This window comes from Tenacibaculum profundi (assembly GCF_052050075.1).
In the GTDB taxonomy this organism is placed as follows: Bacteria; Bacteroidota; Bacteroidia; order Flavobacteriales; family Flavobacteriaceae; genus Polaribacter.
The window spans coordinates 2,398,004-2,418,453 of record NZ_CP197225.1; the positions used below are offsets into that span (position 1 = coordinate 2,398,004).

A 20,450-nucleotide genomic window follows, 5' to 3' on the forward strand; every position below is an offset into this window, starting at 1 on the left:
AATACTAAATAACTGCTAGTATGGCAAACTTAAAAGAAATACGTAACAGAATTAGTTCTATCAAATCAACAATGCAGATTACTTCTGCCATGAAAATGGTATCCGCTGCAAAGTTGAAAAAAGCTCAAGATGCTATTACGGCAATGCGCCCTTATTCATCGAAGCTTACAGAGTTATTGCAGAGCTTAAGTGCTACTCTAGATAGTGATGCAGGTGGAGCTTATTCTACAGAAAGAGAAGTAAAGAAGGTATTATTAGTTGCTGTAACTTCGAATAGAGGATTATGTGGTGGCTTTAACTCTTCAATTATAAAAGAAACAGTTAAAACAATCAACGGAAAGTATAACGGAGTTGCTGCAGATTTACTCACCATAGGTAAAAAAGGAAATGATATTTTATCAAAAGAGTATAATATTATTGAAAACAGAAATGATGTTTTCGATGAGTTAACTTTTGATAACGTAGCATTGGTAGCTGAGCAATTAATGAACTTATATGTTGATGGATCTTATGATAAAATTGAGATCATATACAACAGGTTTAAAAATGCAGCTACTCAAATTGTACAAGTAGAGCAATTTTTACCAATTAAGCCTATTGAAAGTGACGAAAGCGTAAACTTAGATTACATTTTCGAACCTTCAAAAGAAGAGATTGTTTTAGAATTAATTCCGAAATCATTAAAAACGCAATTATACAAAGCTATTCGTGATTCATTTGCTGCCGAACATGGTGCTCGTATGACTGCAATGCACAAGGCAACAGATAATGCTACGGAATTACGTGATGAGTTATTATTAACGTATAACAAAGCTCGTCAAGCTGCTATTACCAATGAAATTCTTGAAATTGTTGGAGGTGCAGAAGCACTAAATAACTAATAAAATATTATATATAAAATAAAAAAACCAAAACATTTCGTTTTGGTTTTTTGTTTTGATAAATCCATACATAAGGGTTATACTTAACTAAAAGTTACTTCATCTATTATAAAAATAACCTTTACAATATACATTAGTTTATAGATTAATTTTTATCAATATTATTTCATTTTTGTTTTACGATTTACATAAAAATACTAGATAATTATTATAAGATAAAGAAATAGGATAAACTTTTTAATTAAGTGCTATATTACTTAAAAGCGAAAATTTCTAATTAGCTTTAATAAGGTAATAGTAACCATGCTATGAAATCTATGACTCTTCGATGAAAGAGTATGGAAAATGTTCAATAAGAAATAATAGTATACTTGACGTTTAGGTTATGTAAATTGAATTATTGAAGCTATAATAGTCCGATTTGACTTTATAGTTTCTTTTGATAAAAAGTTACTTTCTAAAGGTTTATCGGATATACATATTGAGATAATTTATTTATTCTAATATCAGAAATAGTAGGTTTAAATTTTTTTACTATTAAAAAAAGCACTAATTTCGCGCCGCATTCTTTTTTTAGGTTAAATAAGAATGTCAATGCTAAGAAAATTTTAAACACTAATATATACGCTATGATAAAAAATTTCATTTTTATACCAGCCCTTATTTTACTTATTCTTTCATCATGTAGTAGTGAAGAAGAAAAACCTAATTTACCGCCTTTAAAAGTTTCTGGAATAGAGTTGGAGGTGATTGAGAATACATTTGTAAAATTATATTGGAATGCATCTGAAGATCCAAATGGAGATGAAGTTAGCTACAATGTTATTGTGAATGGTAATGTATTGGCTAGTAGAACTAAAGAAAATAACCTTGATATTGATGTAGGGTCATATTTGACAGGAGCAAAAAATAACAGTACTCGAGGTATGGGACTTGAGCTTACCGTTAATATCACTGCCATTGATTCTGAGAATAATCTTTCTGAGGAGTCAGTTGTGAAAAGGTATGTTTTTGTGAATAGGAATCCAGGCGACTTTGATTTTAAAGAAGTCAATTTTGATTTTTACACTTATAGTTCAGTAAGTGTGGATTGGTTTCCTTCTAATGATGCTGACAATGATTTACTTTCTTACGATATCTATATTAATGAAAAGCTTTATGTAAATGATTTTGTAATAGGAACCAATTCGAATAGTAATATGGGTTCAGTAAATATTCCTTTTCAGTTTGAAGAATTATTGGATCAGGAGATTACCATTAAAATTATAGCTAATGATAGATCAGGAGGTGTAAAAGAGGTATCAAAAACGGTCAATTTTAGAGCTACAGATATTGATTTAGGTGAAGTTTCATTGCCCTATAGTGAAATACTTAATTATGAATTTTTAGCAGACGAAGTAGATAATAGAATCGGGTATAAATTTATTCTCACAGAAAGAACAGGCATTTCTTTAACTGATGATTATGGCAGAAATATTGAGTATTCGTTAAGAGATGCTAACAACAATTATATTTTTCGTGGACAAAATAACTTGAAAAGTGAAAATTTGAATGCTGGTAGTTACTATATTGAAGTTAAAAATAATTATGGTAATTTATTCAATGGTTCTTTTAATCTTATTTTTAGAGACCCAAGAGAAACAAATACTAATTTAGGAAGTATAGCACTTCCTTATAGTAAGTCTTATGATATTACTTCTATAAATGAAGAACCAGATAATAGCATTATCTATACTTTTACTATTCCATCAGGTAATTATAAATATACATTTTCTTCAAATTCAAGTGTCTATTTTGAATTAAGAGATAGCAATCAGAACCTACTGACAAATACAAGCAATCATAATAACCAGTCATTATTTTCAGTTCTAACAGGTCCAGAAACATTTCACTTAAAAGTTATTAAGAATAATTATGCGTACAATGAAATTAATGGCTCATTTAATATTAAAATTGAAGAATTTGAAGGAACCTCGCATAATAATAATTTAGGTAATATATCAACACCTTTTCATAAAAATTTCGATTATAATAATTCCATATCGATCAATGGAAGAGTTCGCATCAGTTTTACAACTCAAACATCATTTAATTACCATTTTGAAATTTTAGCAGCAAACTATGATACTTATCTGTATTTATATCACTCTAACGGACAGCTTATAAGTTCTGATGATGATGGAGCAGGAAACGGGAATTTGTCAAAAATAAATGGAAATTTATCTCCAGGAGGTTATTATCTTGAAATAGGTGGTTATAATGATGCTTCAGGTAGTGGAGTGTTAGGGTTTAATATCTATTAATAATAAGAAAAACATAAATGATTACAGAGCGAACTAATTTTTGGTTCGCTTTTTTTCTATTATTTTTTTAACTTCAAAAATATTACAGAGTTAATTCTATTATTTTTCTCTTGGTTTATATAAAAAAAGACAAGTAACGGCATTATACTGTGTGGTAATCGATAGATCACAAGATATAAATATTGGTGTATTATGCTTAGAGAAATATCATAATGAAAGCCACTAAAAATTCTAGCAAAAGCAGTTGCAAAACCCCAAAAAGAGGCATACAACAAAGCAACTTTAGCAATTTTAGGTATAAAAACAGCAACCGCTACTAGAAAATCTAAAATTCCGGCAATAAGTAATATTTTTTTTACTATTTCTTCTTCAAGGTTTAGTATGTTCAACGTCATCGTAACGAAGTTTACAGGTAATGGATAAAAGTAATCGATAGCATATATTCCGTGACAACTAAAAGTTAACAGGATGAAAATTTTTAAAAATATAATTAGTTTTTCTTGGTTCTTATCTTTTAAAAAATAGATTAATAGGGTAGGAACCCCAAATTGTATGCTGTGTTCAAAGAACATAATCAAATGATAAAACTTTTCTTTGGTTAATAATAAGGCCAAAAAGATTAAGTTAATAGCACCTAATTTTAAAATTGAGCTCATCCAAGTTTTAGAGCGCTCATTAATAGTTAGTGAAATTATTGCACAGATGCCATATAGAATACCAGTAATTTTTGTTAAAAATTGAATTGCATCATCTGTATATACGTTGGTGACATAAGCTTGCCAAGAAATACCTAGTACAGTCGATACAATTGGTTCCAATAGATTTTGGTCCCAAAAAAGGCTTCTGTAGGGTGCATCCCAAAATAAATGTTGATAACACCTTCCCAAAAAAATTAAAAAGGAACTAATTTTTAGAATACGTAGTAGTGTTGAATTCTTCATATTTAAATATAAAAATGATGTTTTTGACTTTATGTTAATTAGCAGTTATAAAATTAGCTTGTGTAAGTTAAGAGCTTACCAGGAAAGTGATCATTGCATTAATTGTTTTTTTGAGTTCAATATGTAATGTATTCAGAAATATATTTGTAGATTTTGTATAGTAAACTTAAATCCTTCATTATGAAAAAAAAAATATTCACTTTGTTTTATATGACTTCTTTGGTTACTTTTTCTTTCAATAATAGATATAGGCTTGTAATTACAGATAATCCAGCTACAACAATTACATTAGGTTGGAATCAAGTTTCAGGTTCAAGTCCCATTTTGTATTATGATATCATTGATCACGGAACAAACTGGTCAAATTATTCAAATTCAAAATCAGTAGATCGTTCAGTTTATTATAAAGGGATGAATAATACGTTTATTAAAATGACAGGTTTAAGACCAGATACTAATTATTATTTTATAATAAAAGATAGCGAGGGAGTAAGTGATCGGTTTTGGTTTAAAACCGCTCCAAGTACTAATAAAAAATTATCTTTTATTGCAGGTGGAGATTCAAGAAATAATAGAACTCCCAGAAGAAAGGCTAATTTGTTGGTAGCTAAATTAAAACCAACCGCTGTGTTTTTTGGAGGAGATATGACTAATGGTGATTCAAGTTTAGAATGGAAAAAGTGGTTTGATGATTGGCAAAATACAATTGCCGATGATGGAAGAATGTTTCCGATTATTCCTGCTAGAGGAAATCATGAGGATTCTAATAATAGTATTTATAATTTATTTAATGTACCCTCTTCTAAAATATACTACGATATAACTTTTGGGAACGATCTTTTTACTATGTATACATTAAATTCAGAAATTTCGGCTGGAGGAAATCAATTGAATTGGTTAAAGCATAAGCTATCTAATAACACAGCTATATGGAAGTCTGTTCAATATCATAAACCAATGCGTCCGCACGTGTCTTCAAAGTCCGAAGGGAATGATGAATATTCAAACTGGTCTGCTCTTTTCCATGATTATCGCGTAAAACTTGTTTTCGAATCAGACTCTCATACAGTAAAAACAACTTGGCCTGTAAGACCGTGTTCTGGTAAGGGAGAATGTGATGAAGGTTTTATCCGAGATGATATTAGTGGGACTGTCTATATTGGTGAAGGTTGCTGGGGAGCTCCTCTACGCTCTTCTAATGATAATAAAACATGGACTCGTAATGCAAGTTCTTTTAATCAGTTTAAATGGTTTTTTGTAGAAGAGTCAAAAATAGAAGTAAGAACTGTGAAAGTAGGTAATGCAAGTACTGTAGGTTCTGTAACAAATGATGACCCATTTTTTATGCCAACAAATATAGATATTTGGACTCCATCTAATGGAAGCATAGTTACTATTTTAAACCCTAATATTTACATTCCAGAAGTTGAGATTAAAAGCCCTCTTAATAATGCCTCCATTGAAGTAAACTCAAAAGTTAATATAACTACTAAAGTATCGGATGCTGATGGTTATGTTAATGAGGTTAGATTTTATGTTAATGATTCTTTGATAAAAGTAGATAAAAACCCTCCTTTTGATGCATCTTGGATTCCAATAGTTGATAAGAAGTTATATAAACTTAAAGCGATCGCTTTTGATAACGAAACCAACGAAAGTTTCCCTAGTGAAATAAGTGTTTTTGTAGGGGATGTTATAAGGACTATGATAGCGAAAATTACAAGATCAAATGATGATGTTGAAGAGTACCAGTCGTCAGGTAAAATATATATGAATAGTTCGGATTTAGAAATGACTTATGACGGAATTTCTAGAGGAAATCAACACGTTGGGCTGTTATTTCGAAATATTAATATTCCTAAGAATGCAGTTATTAAACAAGCATACATACAGTTTACAGTAGATGAAATAAATTCGAGTAGTACAAGTCTAAACATTAAAGTAGAGAACTCATCAAATGCTACAGAAATAAGTCCTTTAAAGTACAATATTACTTCAAGAGAATACAACAGAAAAAAGGTAAGTTGGAATCCTGAGCCATGGAGTTCTATTGGTGCTTCTGAAGAAGGTCAAAGAACACCAGATTTAAGTTCTCTCGTTCAAGACATCGTAAACAAGTCAAATTGGAAGTATGGAAATAGAATACTTTTTTATATTTCAGGAAAGGGAGAAAGAACTGCAGAATCATATGATGGGAACGTAAGTAAAGCGCCTCAATTAGTAGTAAAATACACCAAGGGTATTGATGGAAATATATCTTTTTGTAAGGAGGTATCTGTCAAACTAATTTTTGATCAATATGCTTCAGAAACGTCATGGAAAATGAAGAATGTTGAAGGGGAAATATTAATGAGTGGTAGTGATTATTCAAAAAATGAAGGAGAAATGGTAATTAGTTCAAAATGTTTACCTATTGAGTGTTATGAATTTATTATTGACGACTCTGCTGGAGATGGTATTTGCTGTGATTATGGTAAAGGGTCATATCAAGTTATTAACTCTGATAAAGAAGTATTAGTATCTGGCGATATTTTTGGGTCTCACGAAGTAAAAACAATTTGTTTGTCTGAGTTTACTGCAAAATATCTAGAACAAACAAAAAGTAGTAAGATTAATTCTGTAGATTTATTATTATATCCCAACCCAGCTGTAAATAAAATTAAGATTAAAGAGAGTGTCAATACCTTATTTTGGACTGCTATCATTAAAGATATTAATGGTAAAGTACTAGACGTAGCTCCTGTGATTAATGGAGAAATCGATCTCACGTACTTTCCTACCTCAAATTTCTATATTATCGAAATCTTTAATGAAAAAAAACAATTAAAATCAATAAATAAGATATATAAAAACAATTAATACTTATTCATGCTGAAAAGAAGAATGTAATATTTTATTAGGGAAGCAACTGGTGTATTTTGTCTCTAATATTTTCTGTATCAATACCACATTGTTTTTGTAACTCTTCGATAGTACCATGATGAATAAACGAATCAGGGATACCTAAAATTTCAATGTTTCCATCATAATTATGTTGTGCAGCAACTTCTAAAATGAGACTTCCGAACCCACCCTTAACACAACCATCTTCTACTGTTAGAATAGCATCGAATTTTTCAAAAATAGAAACTAGTAGCTCCATATCTAAAGGTTTTATAAAACGCATATCAAAGTGAGCAATTTCTTTATTATTTTTACTTTTCTCTATGGCATCCGTTACGTTACTTGAAATAGTACCAATAGAGAGAATGGCAAGTGATTCTCCTTGTTGTAAAGTGTTAGCCCTACCAATTTTAATTTTCTGAAAAGGTAGCTGCCAATTTTTTAATTTTCCGTATCCTCTTGGATACCTTATAGCAATAGGGGCATTTAGACCCAATTGAGCTGTATAAAGAATATTTCTGAGTTCAATTTCATTTCTTGGAGCAAAAAGAATAAGATTAGGAATGCAACGCAAAAAAGCAATATCGAAAATACCATGGTGGGTTGCTCCATCTTCTCCGACTAGTCCAGCGCGATCTAAGCAAAAAATTACTGGTAAATTTTGCAAAGCGACATCATGAATAATTTGATCATATGAACGCTGTATAAAAGTAGAGTAAATATTACAGAAAGGAACCAAACCTTGTGTTGCCATACCTGCTGCTAGTGTTACTGCATGTTGTTCTGCAATCCCTACATCAAAAGTTCGTTCAGGGAATTCGTCTAACATAAGTTTTAGAGAACTTCCGGTTAACATAGCAGGTGTAATACCAACAATTTTTTGATTTAAACCCGCTAGTTCTAAAATAGTTCTTCCGAAGACATCTTGAAATTTTGAAAATTCATTGTTTGTTTTAGGAAATACATCCCCAGAGATTTTGTCAAATTTTCCGGGAGCATGGTACTTTACTTGATTTTCTTCTGCTTGACGAAGTCCTTTTCCTTTGGTTGTTATTACGTGTAAAAATTTAGGCCCTTTTATGGTTTTTAAACGATTAAACTCTTGTACTAATTCATCGATATTATGTCCATCAATAGGACCTGAGTAATCAAAGTTTAAACTTTCAAAAATATTATGTTGCTCAACATCATTTCTCGTAGACTTTATTCTTGTTAAATAATCTTTTAAAGCACCTACAGAGGGGTCAATTCCGATGGCATTATCATTTAAAATTACAAGTAAGTTAGCATCTGTATCACCAGCATGGTTTAATGCTTCAAAAGCCATTCCACTTGCAATTGAAGCGTCTCCAATAATTGCAATATGGTGCTTGTTTGTTTTTGCTAATTTCGATCCTATAGCCATTCCTAACGCAGCAGATATCGAGGTTGAAGAGTGCCCGACGCCAAAGGTGTCAAATTCACTTTCACTTCTTTTTGGGAATCCAGAAATACCACCTAATTGACGATTGCTTCCAAAAGCCTTTTTTCGCCCTGTAAGAATTTTATGACCATAAGCTTGATGTCCAACATCCCAAACAATCAAATCTTTTGGGGTATTAAAGCAGTAGTGTAAGGCAATGGTAAGTTCTATTACTCCTAAGCTTGCTCCCAAATGCCCCTCTTTAGTTGAAACGATATCAATAATCAATTGACGAAGCTCTTGGGCCACTTCGGGTAATTCCGCTATGGCTAATTTTTGTAAATCTGAAGGATAATCAATGGTATCTAAAAGCTTTTTTGACATAATGACAAAAATACAAAAAGCAAATAGGTGTATAAAGATCATTCATTTAAAGTTTTTTTTATTAACATTTTGATTTACAGCATTTTTTTATATATTGCCTAGGCTGTAAATTTCATATGTAGCCAATTTGCGAGTACTTCATGCAATTATCCCCCTAGTGTTGATGGTTTGTAATATGACTCGACACTAACCATATCTTATTTTTTATAAAGGCTAAGCCTACATTATCTATTTGAGTATTAATCAAAATAATAAATAATGATAAAAAATAACATTTTACAATTTTTAATTCTAAGCTTTTTAATAACGGTTACATCTTGTAACAACACTCAAGAATTGAGAGAAACAAAAGAATTAAGTGAAGAAAATAGCTTTTCCACCATCACCCCGAAAGATAATGATAATAGAGCTAGAAGCAACGAATATAACTTATCAAATAAACAGGTTTTAAATTGGTCAAATATCAAAAGACAAAATTACTATTTTCCCGATGGAGGTATTAGCAGATTTAAAGTTGGAAATAAATGGCGCTTTACAATGGCGGGCTCTTCAAGTTATGTTTACGAAGGAGGAAATATGTGGCCTGAATATTCAGATGGTAAAATCTCTGGGGCATTTGGTAAACAGCAATATAATTGTAATCCAGATAATGGAGGAAAATGGTTAAATAATGTTGATCAATTATGGAATCAAAATAATCTAGTAGGGTTTTATCATGTTGAAAACCATTGGTGTAAAACAAATAATGACACTAAATATTGGGCATCTATAGGAGCTGTTTATTCTAATGATGGAGGTACAACTTTTAAATCTCTAGGAGGTTCTAGAAATGAGGGATATATTATAAAATCTTCAAAGCCTAAACCATCAAATAAAACATTTGGGGGAGCTGGTAATGGGCACGTTTTTAAAGGACAAGATGGTAATTGGTATGCTATTTATAGTGAATATGAAGCTAGTGTAAACAATTATGTTTTACATATAGCTCGTTCAACTAATTATTATGCATCTCCCGGAACATGGAAAAAATATTATCGAGGAAACTTTAGTACAAATGCACTTCATACAAACGGTGCAAAAACAGCACTAAGAAGCAACCTTGGTTTCATGTTTGGAGCAAATCCTTTTGTTCAATGGAATCATAAACTTCGTAAATATGTGATGGTTTATCATAAATGGGGAGGTGCAATAAGATGCGTTACTTCTTCAGATCTTATAAATTGGGATAGTGAAAAAGAACTTCTTGGAGGTGATGCTTATTATGAATACCCTACCTTAATGAGTCCAGAAGGGGGAAATACGTCTAAAAATTGGACACGACTTTATTACTCTAAAAAATCGTCACGAAACTCAAGTCAAAGGAATTTTGAAGTACAAACATTAAATGTTTGGTAATCAACAGATAATATAAGTTCGTAAAAGGCTGATTAGAATAAAATTCTGTCAGCTTTTTTTGTGCTGATTTTTTAATTGAAATAGAAATAATTAATTAGTAATTCCTTTTTATTCAACTTTGATTCTCTTTTTAGACATTTTTTTTTTCTTTTAAGTTTATGAACTCATCACATACACAGCACTTTATTAGAGTTCTTGATTCAGTATGATATTTGTTAAGTAATTAATTTCCTAGTAAGCAATACATCTGTCAAATTTCATAAAGTATGCAAACTTCTATAAGATGCTTCATAGTATTTTGATAACTTTTGTTTTTTGGTATTTAGATAATGTCAATCAGGATTCTAAAATAAAAAATTATGTTTAAAAATAACCCTTTACAATTTCTGACACTCATTATTATGATTTATTTATCAGCCTGTACTAAAAAATCATATTTACCTGACAAAAAGAGTTCTGAGGAACAAGCGTCTTCTTTGTCTACTGATAAATATGGACCAATCAAAACAAAAAAGAATAAATATAAATTATCAAATAAACAACTCTTAAACTGGTCTAATATTAAAAGTCACAATCAATATTTTCCTGATGGAGGCATCACTAGGTTTAAGGTTGGTAGTAAATGGCGATTCACAATGTCAGGTTCTACAAGTTATATCTATGAAGGGGAGAATATTTGGCCAGAGAATGCAAGTATTAAGATTTCTGAAGCTTTTGGACAACAGCAGTATAATTGTAATCCAGATAATGGAGGAAAATGGCTAAACAATATCGAACAATTAGACGATGAAAATAACCTTGTAGGCTTTTATCATGTTGAAGATCATTGGTGTAAGGAACAGGAAGCGGATGATAATAGATATTGGGCGTCTATTGGAGTTGTTTATTCTAATGATGGAGGTAAAACTTTTAAATCTCTAGGAGGTTCTAGAAATGAAGGGTATATTATAAAATCTTCAAAACCTAAACCATCAAGTAAAACATTTGGTGGCGCTGGTAATGGGCACGTTTTTAAAGGACAAGATGGTAATTGGTATGCTATTTATAGTGAATATGAAGCTAACGCAAATAACTATGTTTTACACATAGCCCGTTCAACTAATTACTTTGCATCCCCTGGAACATGGAAAAAATATTATAAAGGATCATTTACAACCAATGCTCTTCATACGAATGGTTTAAAAACAGCACTTAAAAATGGTCATGGTTTTTTATTAGGAGCGAATCCTTTTGTTCAATGGAATCACAAAATAAAAAAATACGTAATGGTATATCATAAATGGGGAGGAACTATAAGGTGTGCAACCTCGCCTGATCTAATCCATTGGGGTAGTGATAGAGAAATTATTGGAGGACATGCATATTATGAATATCCTTCTTTAATGAGTTCAGAGGAGAATAATACCATTACTGATTATACGCGACTTTATTACTCTAGGAAAGCTTCAGAAAAATCAATTCATAGAAATTTTGAAGTACAAACATTAAGTGTTTGGTAATTATATTAGTTTAATTAAAGCTGGTCCGAATAAATTTCTACCAGCTCTTTAATATCGTAAACTTTTAATTCGTAGGAAAAAGAATTATTAATTTGGTAGTTTTGCTAAATGAGCAAATTATTTATAGTTCCAACACCCATTGGAAATTTAGAGGATATAACTTTTAGAGCAATTAAAGTGTTAAAAGAGGTTGATGTAATTTTAGCAGAGGACACAAGGACTAGCGGAAAATTACTAAAGTATTATGAAATATCTACGTGCATGCAATCACATCATATGCACAATGAGCATAAGACAGTCGACACAATAATTAGACGTTTAAAGCAAGGAGAGGTTTTTGCTTTAATTTCTGATGCAGGGACTCCTGCAATTTCTGACCCTGGTTTTCTCTTATCGAGGGCTTGTATTCAAAATAACATTGCAGTTGAATGTTTACCAGGTGCGACAGCTTTTGTTCCTGCATTGGTAAACTCTGGTTTGCCAAATGATAAATTTGTTTTTGAAGGTTTTTTACCCGTGAAAAAAGGAAGACAAACTCGACTGAAGTTTTTAGCAGAAGAAACAAGAACTATGATCTTTTATGAAAGTCCACACAAACTTCTAAAAACTTTGGGTAATTTTGTTGAATATTTTGGCGAAGACCGACAAGTTTCAGTTTCTAGGGAATTGACCAAGCTATTTGAAGAAACTAAAAGAGGAAACGTAAAAAAAATTCTATCACACTATACCGAAAACTCTGTTAAAGGGGAGATTGTTATTGTTGTAGAAGGTAAAAAAACTAATTAAGCTATTTTTATATTCCAGGTATAATTTTTGATTTCCTTTTTTTAAAAATTAGAATAAATATACGCATAATCATTTTATAAATTATTTTACTTATGAAGTTGATCATTTGTTCATTTTTTGTTTGTTATTTTTGCTGAACATAACTAATAATATGACGAAATTCTATAGACTACCTATTAAAAAAATTATAAAGGAAACTGTAGACTCTGTTTCTATTTTATTCGATATACCCAAAGAATTAAAAGATAACTTCTCGTTTAAGGCGGGGCAGTACGTTACTTTGAAGAAGAAAATTAATGGCGAGGATATAAGGAGGGCTTACTCGATATGCTCATCACCTAGTAGTGGAGAATTGAAAGTTGCTGTAAAAGCTGTTGAAAATGGGAAATTTTCACTATTTGCGACTACGAAACTAAATAAAGGAGATCAACTTGAAGTATCTGAACCCGAAGGAAAGTTTGTTTTAATACCTGAAACAGGAAAAAGTTATATTGGGTTTGCCGCTGGAAGTGGAATTACTCCAGTTCTTTCTATGGTGAAAGCTACTTTAGAGGATTCAGATGCAAATTTCACTTTGGTTTATGGTAATAAGAGTAAGTCGGCTACTATTTTTTATAACGAATTATATGATTTAAGTAATAAATATGAAGGGCGTTTAAAAGTTCATTATGTTTTTAGTAGAGAGCGTGATGATGATACGCTTTTTGGAAGAATTGATAAAGGACATGTAAATTATTTTATCAAAAATATTTATAGCGAAACTACTTTTGATGAGGTATTTTTATGTGGGCCAGAAGAAATGATCAATACAGTCTCAGAAACGTTACAAGAAAATGGTTTAAGTAAAGATGCTGTAAATTTTGAACTTTTTACGGCTTCTGTTTCTGAAGAAAATAAAAATCAGATTAAAGAAGGTGAAACAGAAATAACTGTTTTATTAGATGATGATGAAACCATTTTTACGATGAAGCAGTCGGATACCATTTTGGCTGCCAGTTTACGAAATAAATTAGATGCACCTTATTCTTGTCAAGGAGGAGTTTGCAGTAGCTGCATAGCAATGGTAACCAAAGGAAAGGCGGTAATGACTAAAAACTCAATACTGACTGATGATGAGTTGGAAGAAGGTTTAGTTTTAACTTGTGTTGCACACCCTGTTACACCAAAAATTTCAATTGATTTTGATGAAGTATAGAAAATAAGGAATAGATGAGTTTTTACATATTTAAAAATGCGTTTTTAGTCGGTGTTTTCATGGCTTTTATGATAGGTCCTGTGTTTTTTATGCTATTAAAAACAAGTATTCTAAAGGGGGCAAGAGCCGCAATAGCGTTTAATTTTGGAGTTATTTTAGGAGATATTAGTTTTATTTTAATAGCTTATTTCGGTAGTAGGAATTTATTGGAAAAGATTAAAGATGATCCACGATTATTTTTAATAGGAGGGCTTATACTTATAGTCTATGGAATTATAACTTATTTAGATAAAAGTAATAAAAAAGAAGTTGATCAAGATCATGTTGAAGTTCCTACTGCTAACAATTATTTTAAACTTTTTTTTAACGGTTTTTTATTAAATTTTATAAATATAGGTGTTTTAGCTGGCTGGCTTGGTATAATGGTAGTTGTTGGCCCCACTTTGAACATGGATCCTTCTTCAATTTTTTGGTATTTTGCTATTGTAATTCTTGGGTATGCATCAACTGATTTAATTAAGATTCTATTGGCAAAGAAATTAAAGAAAAAGCTTACTCCTTTAGTCATTTATAGAATTAAAAGAGGCATGGGAGTTTTATTGATAGTTTTTGGAGCATTTTTTATGTTAAAAGGAGTTCTTCCTAAAGAAAAAATGAATACGTTAATAGATAAAGTTCAAATAGAAAGTTTTGATAACAGTTAAAGTAGATAAGGTATCCATAAAATTCACTAAATATTCCTATTTAGATTCCTAGGACTAATTTAGCTATGGAAAAGTAAATTAAAATTCCAAAAATATCATTACTGGTGGTAATAAATGGACCTGTTGCAATAGCTGGATCGATACCTCTTTTATTTAGAAATAAAGGGATAAAAGTACCTATTAACCCTGCAACAACAATAACAACAATTAGGGAAATAGAAACAGCTAGAGCCTTTATAAATTCTTGTTCATAAGCGAATACGAAAAAGAATAAAAATATAGTTAGTACAACTCCATTAAGTAAAGCTAAAAACATTTCTTTAATTAACCTACTTTTAATGCTTCCTTTAACATCGTCATTTGCAAGTCCTTGAACTATAATAGCGGACGACTGTACACCAACATTACCTGCCATAGCAGCAATCAGAGGAGTAAAGAAAAACAGAAAGGCGTTTTCTTGAAATGAATTTTCAAAGTTTTTCATAATCAAAAAAGCTCCCATTCCTCCTATTAATCCTAAAAATAACCATGGTAAGCGCGCTTTTGTAAGTTGAACTATTGAGTCTCCTGCTTCTACGTCTTGTGTAATACCAGCAGCTAATTGATAATCTTTGTCAGCTTCCTCTTTAATTACATCAACAATATCATCGATGGTAATTCTACCTACCAAAACACCTCTTTCGTCAACAACAGGGATAGCTTCCAAATCATATTTTCTCATTACATTAGCAACTTCTTCTGCCTTATCATGCACATCAACAAAATCTACTTTAGGGATATAAACCTCTGCAATTTTAGATCTAGTAGAGGCCATAAGAAGGTCTTTTAAAGATAAACGACCTTTTAACTTACCTTCGTTGTCAACGACATAAATTGAGTGTACACGTGTAACTTCTTCTGCTTGTTGACGCATTTCTTTTACGCAGGTAAGTACGTTCCAGTTTTCATTTACCTTTACTAATTCTTTTGCCATAAGTCCACCAGCTGTGTCCTCGTCATATCGTAATAGCTCAACAATTTCTTTGGCGTGTTCTTTATCTTCTATATTCTGAATAACCTCTTGTTTCCTTTCTTCTGGAAGTTCAGCGATCACATCAGCGGCGTCGTCTGTATCAAGTTCTTCAATTTCTTCAGCAATTTCTTTAGATGATAGTCTCTCAAATATTTTTTCTCGAATATCTTCGTCTATTTCCATTAGCACATCGGCAGTAGTTTCAGAGTCAAGTAAGCGAATAATATAGATTGCTTCATTAAAAGAGAGTTCATCTAAAACTTCAGCTATATCAGCATGATGAGTTTCTGAAAAAAAATCGTTAAGAGCTATATCTTTTTTGTTGATAATTAGCTCTTTTACATTTTCAATAAGTTCTTTAGTGATCTCCAGTGCCATCGTTTGCTATTTTAGATGTTAAATCAACAAATTCCTGTACAGATAACTGTTCAGGACGCATAGCAAATATAGGTTCTTCTTTTAAAGTAACCGAGAGATTAAATGATTTTAAACTCGAGCGAAGCATTTTTCTTCGTTGGTTAAAAGCAGTTTTAACAACTCTAAAAAATAAACCCTCATTTACAGGAAGTGAGTAGTTTGGTTTTCTAGTTAATCTGATTACGCCAGAATTAACTTTAGGGGGCGGATTGAAAACATCTGGAGGTACTGTAAATAAATATTCAACATTATAAAAAGCTTGTGTTAGAACAGATAAGATCCCATAAATTTTACTTCCTTTTTTCTCTGCAATTCTCATGGCTACTTCCTTTTGAAACATTCCTGAAAATTCAGGAATTAATGATCTATTTTCAATAGCTTTAAATACTATTTGTGAAGATATATTATAAGGAAAATTACCAATAATTGCTGTTTGACTATGAGAGAAAAGAGTTGCTAAATTTTGTTTTAAAAAATCACCTTCTATGATGGTAAATTTCTCAGAGGAGGTATCTAGTTTAATATGTTCTATAGGAAACACATCTCTTAGGTAATAGACTGATTCTGAGTCTATTTCCATAACCTTGATTTTTGACTTTTTTTCAAGAAGGTACTTTGTAAGAACCCCCATCCCTGGTCCAATTTCAAGTATATTATTGTAGCCTTCATCCGTTAAAGAATCAGCTATTTTTTTTGCAATGTTATCATTTGTTAAAAAATGTTGCCCCAAATGTTTTTTTGCTCTTACGCTCATAATCTAAATAAGATATATGTTCTTTTTAGTTATTCTTTTTCATTGGATAAAATTCTTTGATAACTTTTAATTCAGTTCTGAAAGCAAGCATTTTATCAGCAAATTTTTTTAATCCATCACCTCTTAGCTTTTCCGCACTAAATTTATAGTAATTTTTAATGTCTTTGTATGTTTTAGCGCTGTACTGAATTGAATAAGTAACTCCCCCCATTTCTTCTTCAACTAAAACCTGAGTCATTTTCGCACTTAAAAAGTGCCCTGTTTCTAATACTTCTGAAATGTGTTTTTCTATCCAAACAAGCCATTCATCATGAATACTTTCATCAACGTTTACAGTTACATTATATATATGCATATGTTAAAATAAAATTGAAACGCAAAGATTTTAGCATTAACAACTGTAAAAATCTATGCATTAATTAAATATTATCGCCCCTTAATTCTCTAAATTTTTTTCTTGCATCTACTAAATAGATACTCGAAGGATGGTCAAAAATAATCTTTTGATAGTATTCGGAGGCTTTTTTAGGAGTATTTAATTTTGAATTATATAATTCCGCTAAAGCATATAGGCTGTTATCCACTAATACACCTTCTTTATTTATGGAGATAACTTTTTCTAAGTTAGCTATTGCTTTATTAAACATTTTATTTTTTACAAAAATTTGTGCTTGTTTGAAAAGAGCTTCATCTTCTATTGGTTGATTTTTATAATTGGTTATTAATTTTGATAATAGAGTGATTGCATTTTTATCTTGATTCTGAAACGCTAATAATTCTGCTTTGGCATATTCTTTTAGCCCTGTAGGGATGCTATCTGAAGGCTGATTGTCAGAAATTGTTAAGAAAAGCTCAGTGGCGTCATTTGCTATAAGTTGACTGGCAGACCCTTTCAGTACTTTAAGTTGAGCTTTAGCCCAGTTAAAATCACTTTTAAAGTAAGAGGTCTGAGCTACTTTAAATCGAGCTTTTTGAGCGAGTTCATGGTTTTTAAATTTTGTTTGAACCTGAGAAAAATAAATTAAAGCTTTGTTAAAATTCCTTGTAAATACTAAAATTTCTCCTAGTTTTAATTTAATAGAAGCTTTTGAAAATTTAGATAAGGATAAATTCAATGCTTTTTGTAAAATAGAAATAGCCCTTTGGGGTTCATTGCGCTGAAATGTTAAAAAATCAGCATATGTCAATTGTATGTAAATAGTTTTTTTGTTGAAGCCATATTGATCAAATACCTCTTTAAACTTAGCTTCTAAATTTTGTTCTTTATTTGCGATATCAATAAGTAAATTCATATAAATACCATGAAATTTATCCTTCTCATAGTTGGTGTTTTCAATGATAATTTTGTAACAATTCTTTGCAGTTTGATAATCTAAATTATCATAAGCAATTTTACCTAATTCCTTGATATTGGAAAGGTTTTCAGTTTTACGTGCAATCAAGGCTTTATATTGAACAAGGGCTTTTGGATATTGTTTCTCTTTGATAAATAACCATGCTAGTAGGTTGTTCCATATATTTTTAGGGTTACTGACAGATTTTCTTAGTAGTGCTTTTTTAAATAACTTATTATGATGACTCTCATTATTTTCGGTAATATATCTATTGGCATATCGTTTTACGCTACTGACAAAATTTTCATTTTTATCTACCAAATCAACATAACATTCAAACATTTTTTCAAAATTTCCTTTCTCTCCATAGACTTGAGCTAATTGAAACCCAAAATTAGCTTTTGGGTTTTGTTCCATTATTATATTGTATACTTCAATGGCAGAATCTAATTGATTATATTCTTTAAAAAGATTTGCAGTGAGACTTCCATAGCCAATATTATCTTTAATGGTTCTTAGTGCTTTTTGGTATTGTTCATTCGCTTTGTTTTTAAGTTGTTGTTTTTCAAAATTATGTCCTAGAATTACTAAAAGATAAATTTGTTTTGGAAACTTATCGATTTTTTTTAAAAGTATATTTTCAGCTTGATGAAATTGATTGGTTTCTTGATAACAACTGATTAGTCTTTTAAGGTAGGTGGTGTTATATGGACTATTTTCATAGAGCTCTTGATAAAGCTGAATAGCCTTTTTATATTCACTGTTTCTGAAATAGTTTTCAGCAATTATAAAATTGTTCTTTTGAGCAAAAGAAAAAAAAGTTATAAAAAGGGAAAAAATGATTACTATATTTTTTTTCATCAAAATAAGATTTGTGCATACCGAAACACGATAGTCATACAAAATTCTAAAAAAAAGACCTATTATCAAAGATTTACTTCTGTTTTAAGCATATTTATTAATAAACCTTGTAATTATAGAGAAATGTCAAATAGACTTATTTGTTTTGTTATATTTTTTTGGCATGGACTTTGAAAAGAGGTTATAAATAACTAAATAATTAGCAAATGAAGACTTTTTCACAACAATATGAATCGGCAAAAAGAAGAGCAAACAGATCTATGGCAAAAGGAGAAGTTTCTCAATATTTTGATGCTCTTTTAGAAATGAATAAGTATAAGAGGTTAATGATTGCAGTAATGGCCAATTAAAAAAGTAAGTTTCTGCAGAAACTTACTTTTTATCTTATCTATTCTTTTTTTATTTAATTGATAATTTCAAATCCACAATAGGGAACTAATACTTCAGGAATTTTTATTCCATCTTTGGTTTGATAGTTTTCTAGAATTCCTGCTAAAACTCTCGGTAAAGCTAAAGAACTACCATTAAGGGTGTGAGCCAACTGGCTTTTCCCATCTTTATTCTTGAAACGTAACTTTAATCTATTGGCTTGATAGGTTTCAAAATTTGAAGCAGAACTAATTTCAAGCCAACGTTCTTGAGCTGTAGAATACAGTTCAAAATCAAATGTCAAGGCAGAAGTGAATCCAGTATCACCTCCGCATAAACGAAGAATTCTATAAGGTAATTTTAGTTCTCTTAAAATATTCTTAATGTGTTCGACCATATCATCGAGAGCTTTGTATGAGTTTTCTGGATGTTCAACCCTAACAATCTCTACTTTATCAAATTGATGTAATCTATTTAATCCTCTTACATGAGCACCATAGCTTCCTGCTTCTCTTCTGAAACAGGGGGTATAACCAGTGTAAGATTTCGGTAAATCAGACTCTTGTAACAAATCACCTCTTAGCATATTCGTTATTGGTACTTCTGCAGTTGGTATCAAGTATAGATCATCTAATGGAATATGATACATTTGTCCTTCTTTATCGGGAAGTTGGCCTGTCCCTAAACCAGAAGCTTCGTTAATCAAGTGTGGTACTTGTACTTCATTATATCCAGCAGCTGTATTTTTATCTAAAAAATATGAAATTAGGGCTCGTTGTAGTTTGGCTCCTTTACCTTTATATATTGGAAAACCTGCTCCAGTTACCTTGGCGCCCAAATCAAAATCAATAATATCATATTTTTTAGCAAGTTCCCAATGGGGTAATGAACTATTACCAAGTTCAGGAATGATGCCTTCTCTATATATTTCTTCATTATCTTCTTCATTTTTACCTTTTACAACAGACGAGTGAGGTACATTAGGGATTTGATATAGCGTTTTTTGAAGGTTTTCAGTAGCGATATTTAATTTTTCTGTAAGTTCTTTTGATTGCTCTTTTAACCGACTTGTTTTCTCTTTAATTAGATTTGCCTTTTGAATTTCACCAGATTTGTATAAAGATCCAATTTCTTTGGACAGTTTATTAGATTCAGCTAACACATTGTCTAATGAAACTTGAGTTGCTCTTCTAGTTTCATCTGTATTTAACACTTCATCAATAACCGTCTCGGCATCTGCAAAATTTCGTTTTGCAAGTCCATTTAAAACAGCTTGTTTGTTTTCTCTAATAAACTGAATTTGTAACATTTTTACTTTTTTAAGAAACGC

At 30.8% G+C, this 20,450-nt stretch carries 16 protein-coding genes; 9 read left to right on the top strand and 7 right to left on the bottom strand.

From position 1 onward, the window contains the following. The first annotated feature begins 20 nt into the window (after positions 1–20). On the top strand, positions 21–881 hold the full coding sequence (gene atpG, locus ACSIGE_RS09750) for an ATP synthase F1 subunit gamma (protein WP_440879686.1): 861 nt from the start codon (positions 21–23) through the stop codon (positions 879–881). Between the two features lie 629 nt (positions 882–1,510). Beyond that, entirely contained in the window at positions 1,511–3,184 is a 1,674-nt protein-coding gene (locus tag ACSIGE_RS09755) for a hypothetical protein (RefSeq protein WP_440879687.1), read from the top strand. A 59-nt stretch (positions 3,185–3,243) separates the two neighbouring features. Here ACSIGE_RS09755 and ACSIGE_RS09760 read toward each other — a convergent pair whose 3' ends face one another. Then, on the bottom strand, positions 3,244–4,125 hold the full coding sequence (locus tag ACSIGE_RS09760; RefSeq protein ID WP_440879688.1) for a hypothetical protein: 882 nt from the start codon (positions 4,123–4,125) through the stop codon (positions 3,244–3,246). Positions 4,126–4,305: 180 nt separating this feature from the next. On the opposite strand from ACSIGE_RS09760, the gene ACSIGE_RS09765 reads away from it, so the two are divergent. Then, complete coding sequence (locus tag ACSIGE_RS09765; RefSeq protein ID WP_440879689.1) at positions 4,306–6,984, top strand: Ig-like domain-containing protein; 2,679 nt, start codon at positions 4,306–4,308, stop codon at positions 6,982–6,984. A gap of 37 nt (positions 6,985–7,021) precedes the next feature. Here ACSIGE_RS09765 and dxs read toward each other — a convergent pair whose 3' ends face one another. After that, entirely contained in the window at positions 7,022–8,794 is a 1,773-nt protein-coding gene (dxs, locus tag ACSIGE_RS09770; protein ID WP_440879690.1) for a 1-deoxy-D-xylulose-5-phosphate synthase, read from the bottom strand. 258 nt (positions 8,795–9,052) lie between these two features. On the opposite strand from dxs, the gene ACSIGE_RS09775 reads away from it, so the two are divergent. The 5 genes from ACSIGE_RS09775 (at position 9,053) to ACSIGE_RS09795 (ending at position 14,373) form a co-directional block, all read left to right on the top strand. Continuing rightward, on the top strand, positions 9,053–10,189 hold the full coding sequence (locus ACSIGE_RS09775; protein WP_440879691.1) for a hypothetical protein: 1,137 nt from the start codon (positions 9,053–9,055) through the stop codon (positions 10,187–10,189). A 359-nt stretch (positions 10,190–10,548) separates the two neighbouring features. Continuing rightward, entirely contained in the window at positions 10,549–11,688 is a 1,140-nt protein-coding gene (locus ACSIGE_RS09780; protein ID WP_440879692.1) for a hypothetical protein, read from the top strand. 108 nt (positions 11,689–11,796) lie between these two features. Further along, the gene (rsmI, locus tag ACSIGE_RS09785) at positions 11,797–12,474 is read left to right on the top strand and encodes a 16S rRNA (cytidine(1402)-2'-O)-methyltransferase (protein ID WP_440879693.1); all 678 of its coding nucleotides are present in this window, start codon (positions 11,797–11,799) and stop codon (positions 12,472–12,474) included. A 151-nt stretch (positions 12,475–12,625) separates the two neighbouring features. Then, complete coding sequence (locus ACSIGE_RS09790; RefSeq protein ID WP_440879694.1) at positions 12,626–13,669, top strand: 2Fe-2S iron-sulfur cluster-binding protein; 1,044 nt, start codon at positions 12,626–12,628, stop codon at positions 13,667–13,669. A 14-nt stretch (positions 13,670–13,683) separates the two neighbouring features. Next, the gene (locus ACSIGE_RS09795) at positions 13,684–14,373 is read left to right on the top strand and encodes a LysE family translocator (protein WP_440879695.1); all 690 of its coding nucleotides are present in this window, start codon (positions 13,684–13,686) and stop codon (positions 14,371–14,373) included. Between the two features lie 40 nt (positions 14,374–14,413). Here the strand turns inward: ACSIGE_RS09795 and mgtE are convergent, their stop codons facing one another. The 4 genes from mgtE to ACSIGE_RS09815 all read right to left on the bottom strand — a co-directional run bounded on the left by mgtE (position 14,414) and on the right by ACSIGE_RS09815 (position 18,751). Further along, a complete protein-coding gene (gene mgtE, locus ACSIGE_RS09800; protein WP_440879696.1) occupies positions 14,414–15,763 on the bottom strand; it encodes a magnesium transporter in 1,350 nt (449 codons plus the stop codon). Beyond that, positions 15,744–16,556, bottom strand: coding sequence for a 16S rRNA (adenine(1518)-N(6)/adenine(1519)-N(6))-dimethyltransferase RsmA (gene rsmA, locus ACSIGE_RS09805; protein WP_440879697.1), 813 nt, complete (start codon positions 16,554–16,556; stop codon positions 15,744–15,746). The genes mgtE and rsmA overlap by 20 nt, the downstream gene beginning before the upstream one ends. 25 nt (positions 16,557–16,581) lie before the next feature. Next, positions 16,582–16,911: a DUF4286 family protein gene (locus ACSIGE_RS09810; protein ID WP_440879698.1), complete on the bottom strand. Its 330-nt coding sequence runs from the start codon at positions 16,909–16,911 to the stop codon at positions 16,582–16,584. A 64-nt stretch (positions 16,912–16,975) separates the two neighbouring features. Then, a complete protein-coding gene (locus tag ACSIGE_RS09815; protein ID WP_440879699.1) occupies positions 16,976–18,751 on the bottom strand; it encodes a tetratricopeptide repeat protein in 1,776 nt (591 codons plus the stop codon). Positions 18,752–18,957: 206 nt separating this feature from the next. On the opposite strand from ACSIGE_RS09815, the gene ACSIGE_RS09820 reads away from it, so the two are divergent. Beyond that, a complete protein-coding gene (locus ACSIGE_RS09820) occupies positions 18,958–19,101 on the top strand; it encodes a hypothetical protein (protein ID WP_440879700.1) in 144 nt (47 codons plus the stop codon). A 53-nt stretch (positions 19,102–19,154) separates the two neighbouring features. Here ACSIGE_RS09820 and serS read toward each other — a convergent pair whose 3' ends face one another. After that, a complete protein-coding gene (serS, locus tag ACSIGE_RS09825) occupies positions 19,155–20,429 on the bottom strand; it encodes a serine--tRNA ligase (RefSeq protein WP_440879701.1) in 1,275 nt (424 codons plus the stop codon). Between the last annotated feature and the right edge of the window lie 21 nt (positions 20,430–20,450).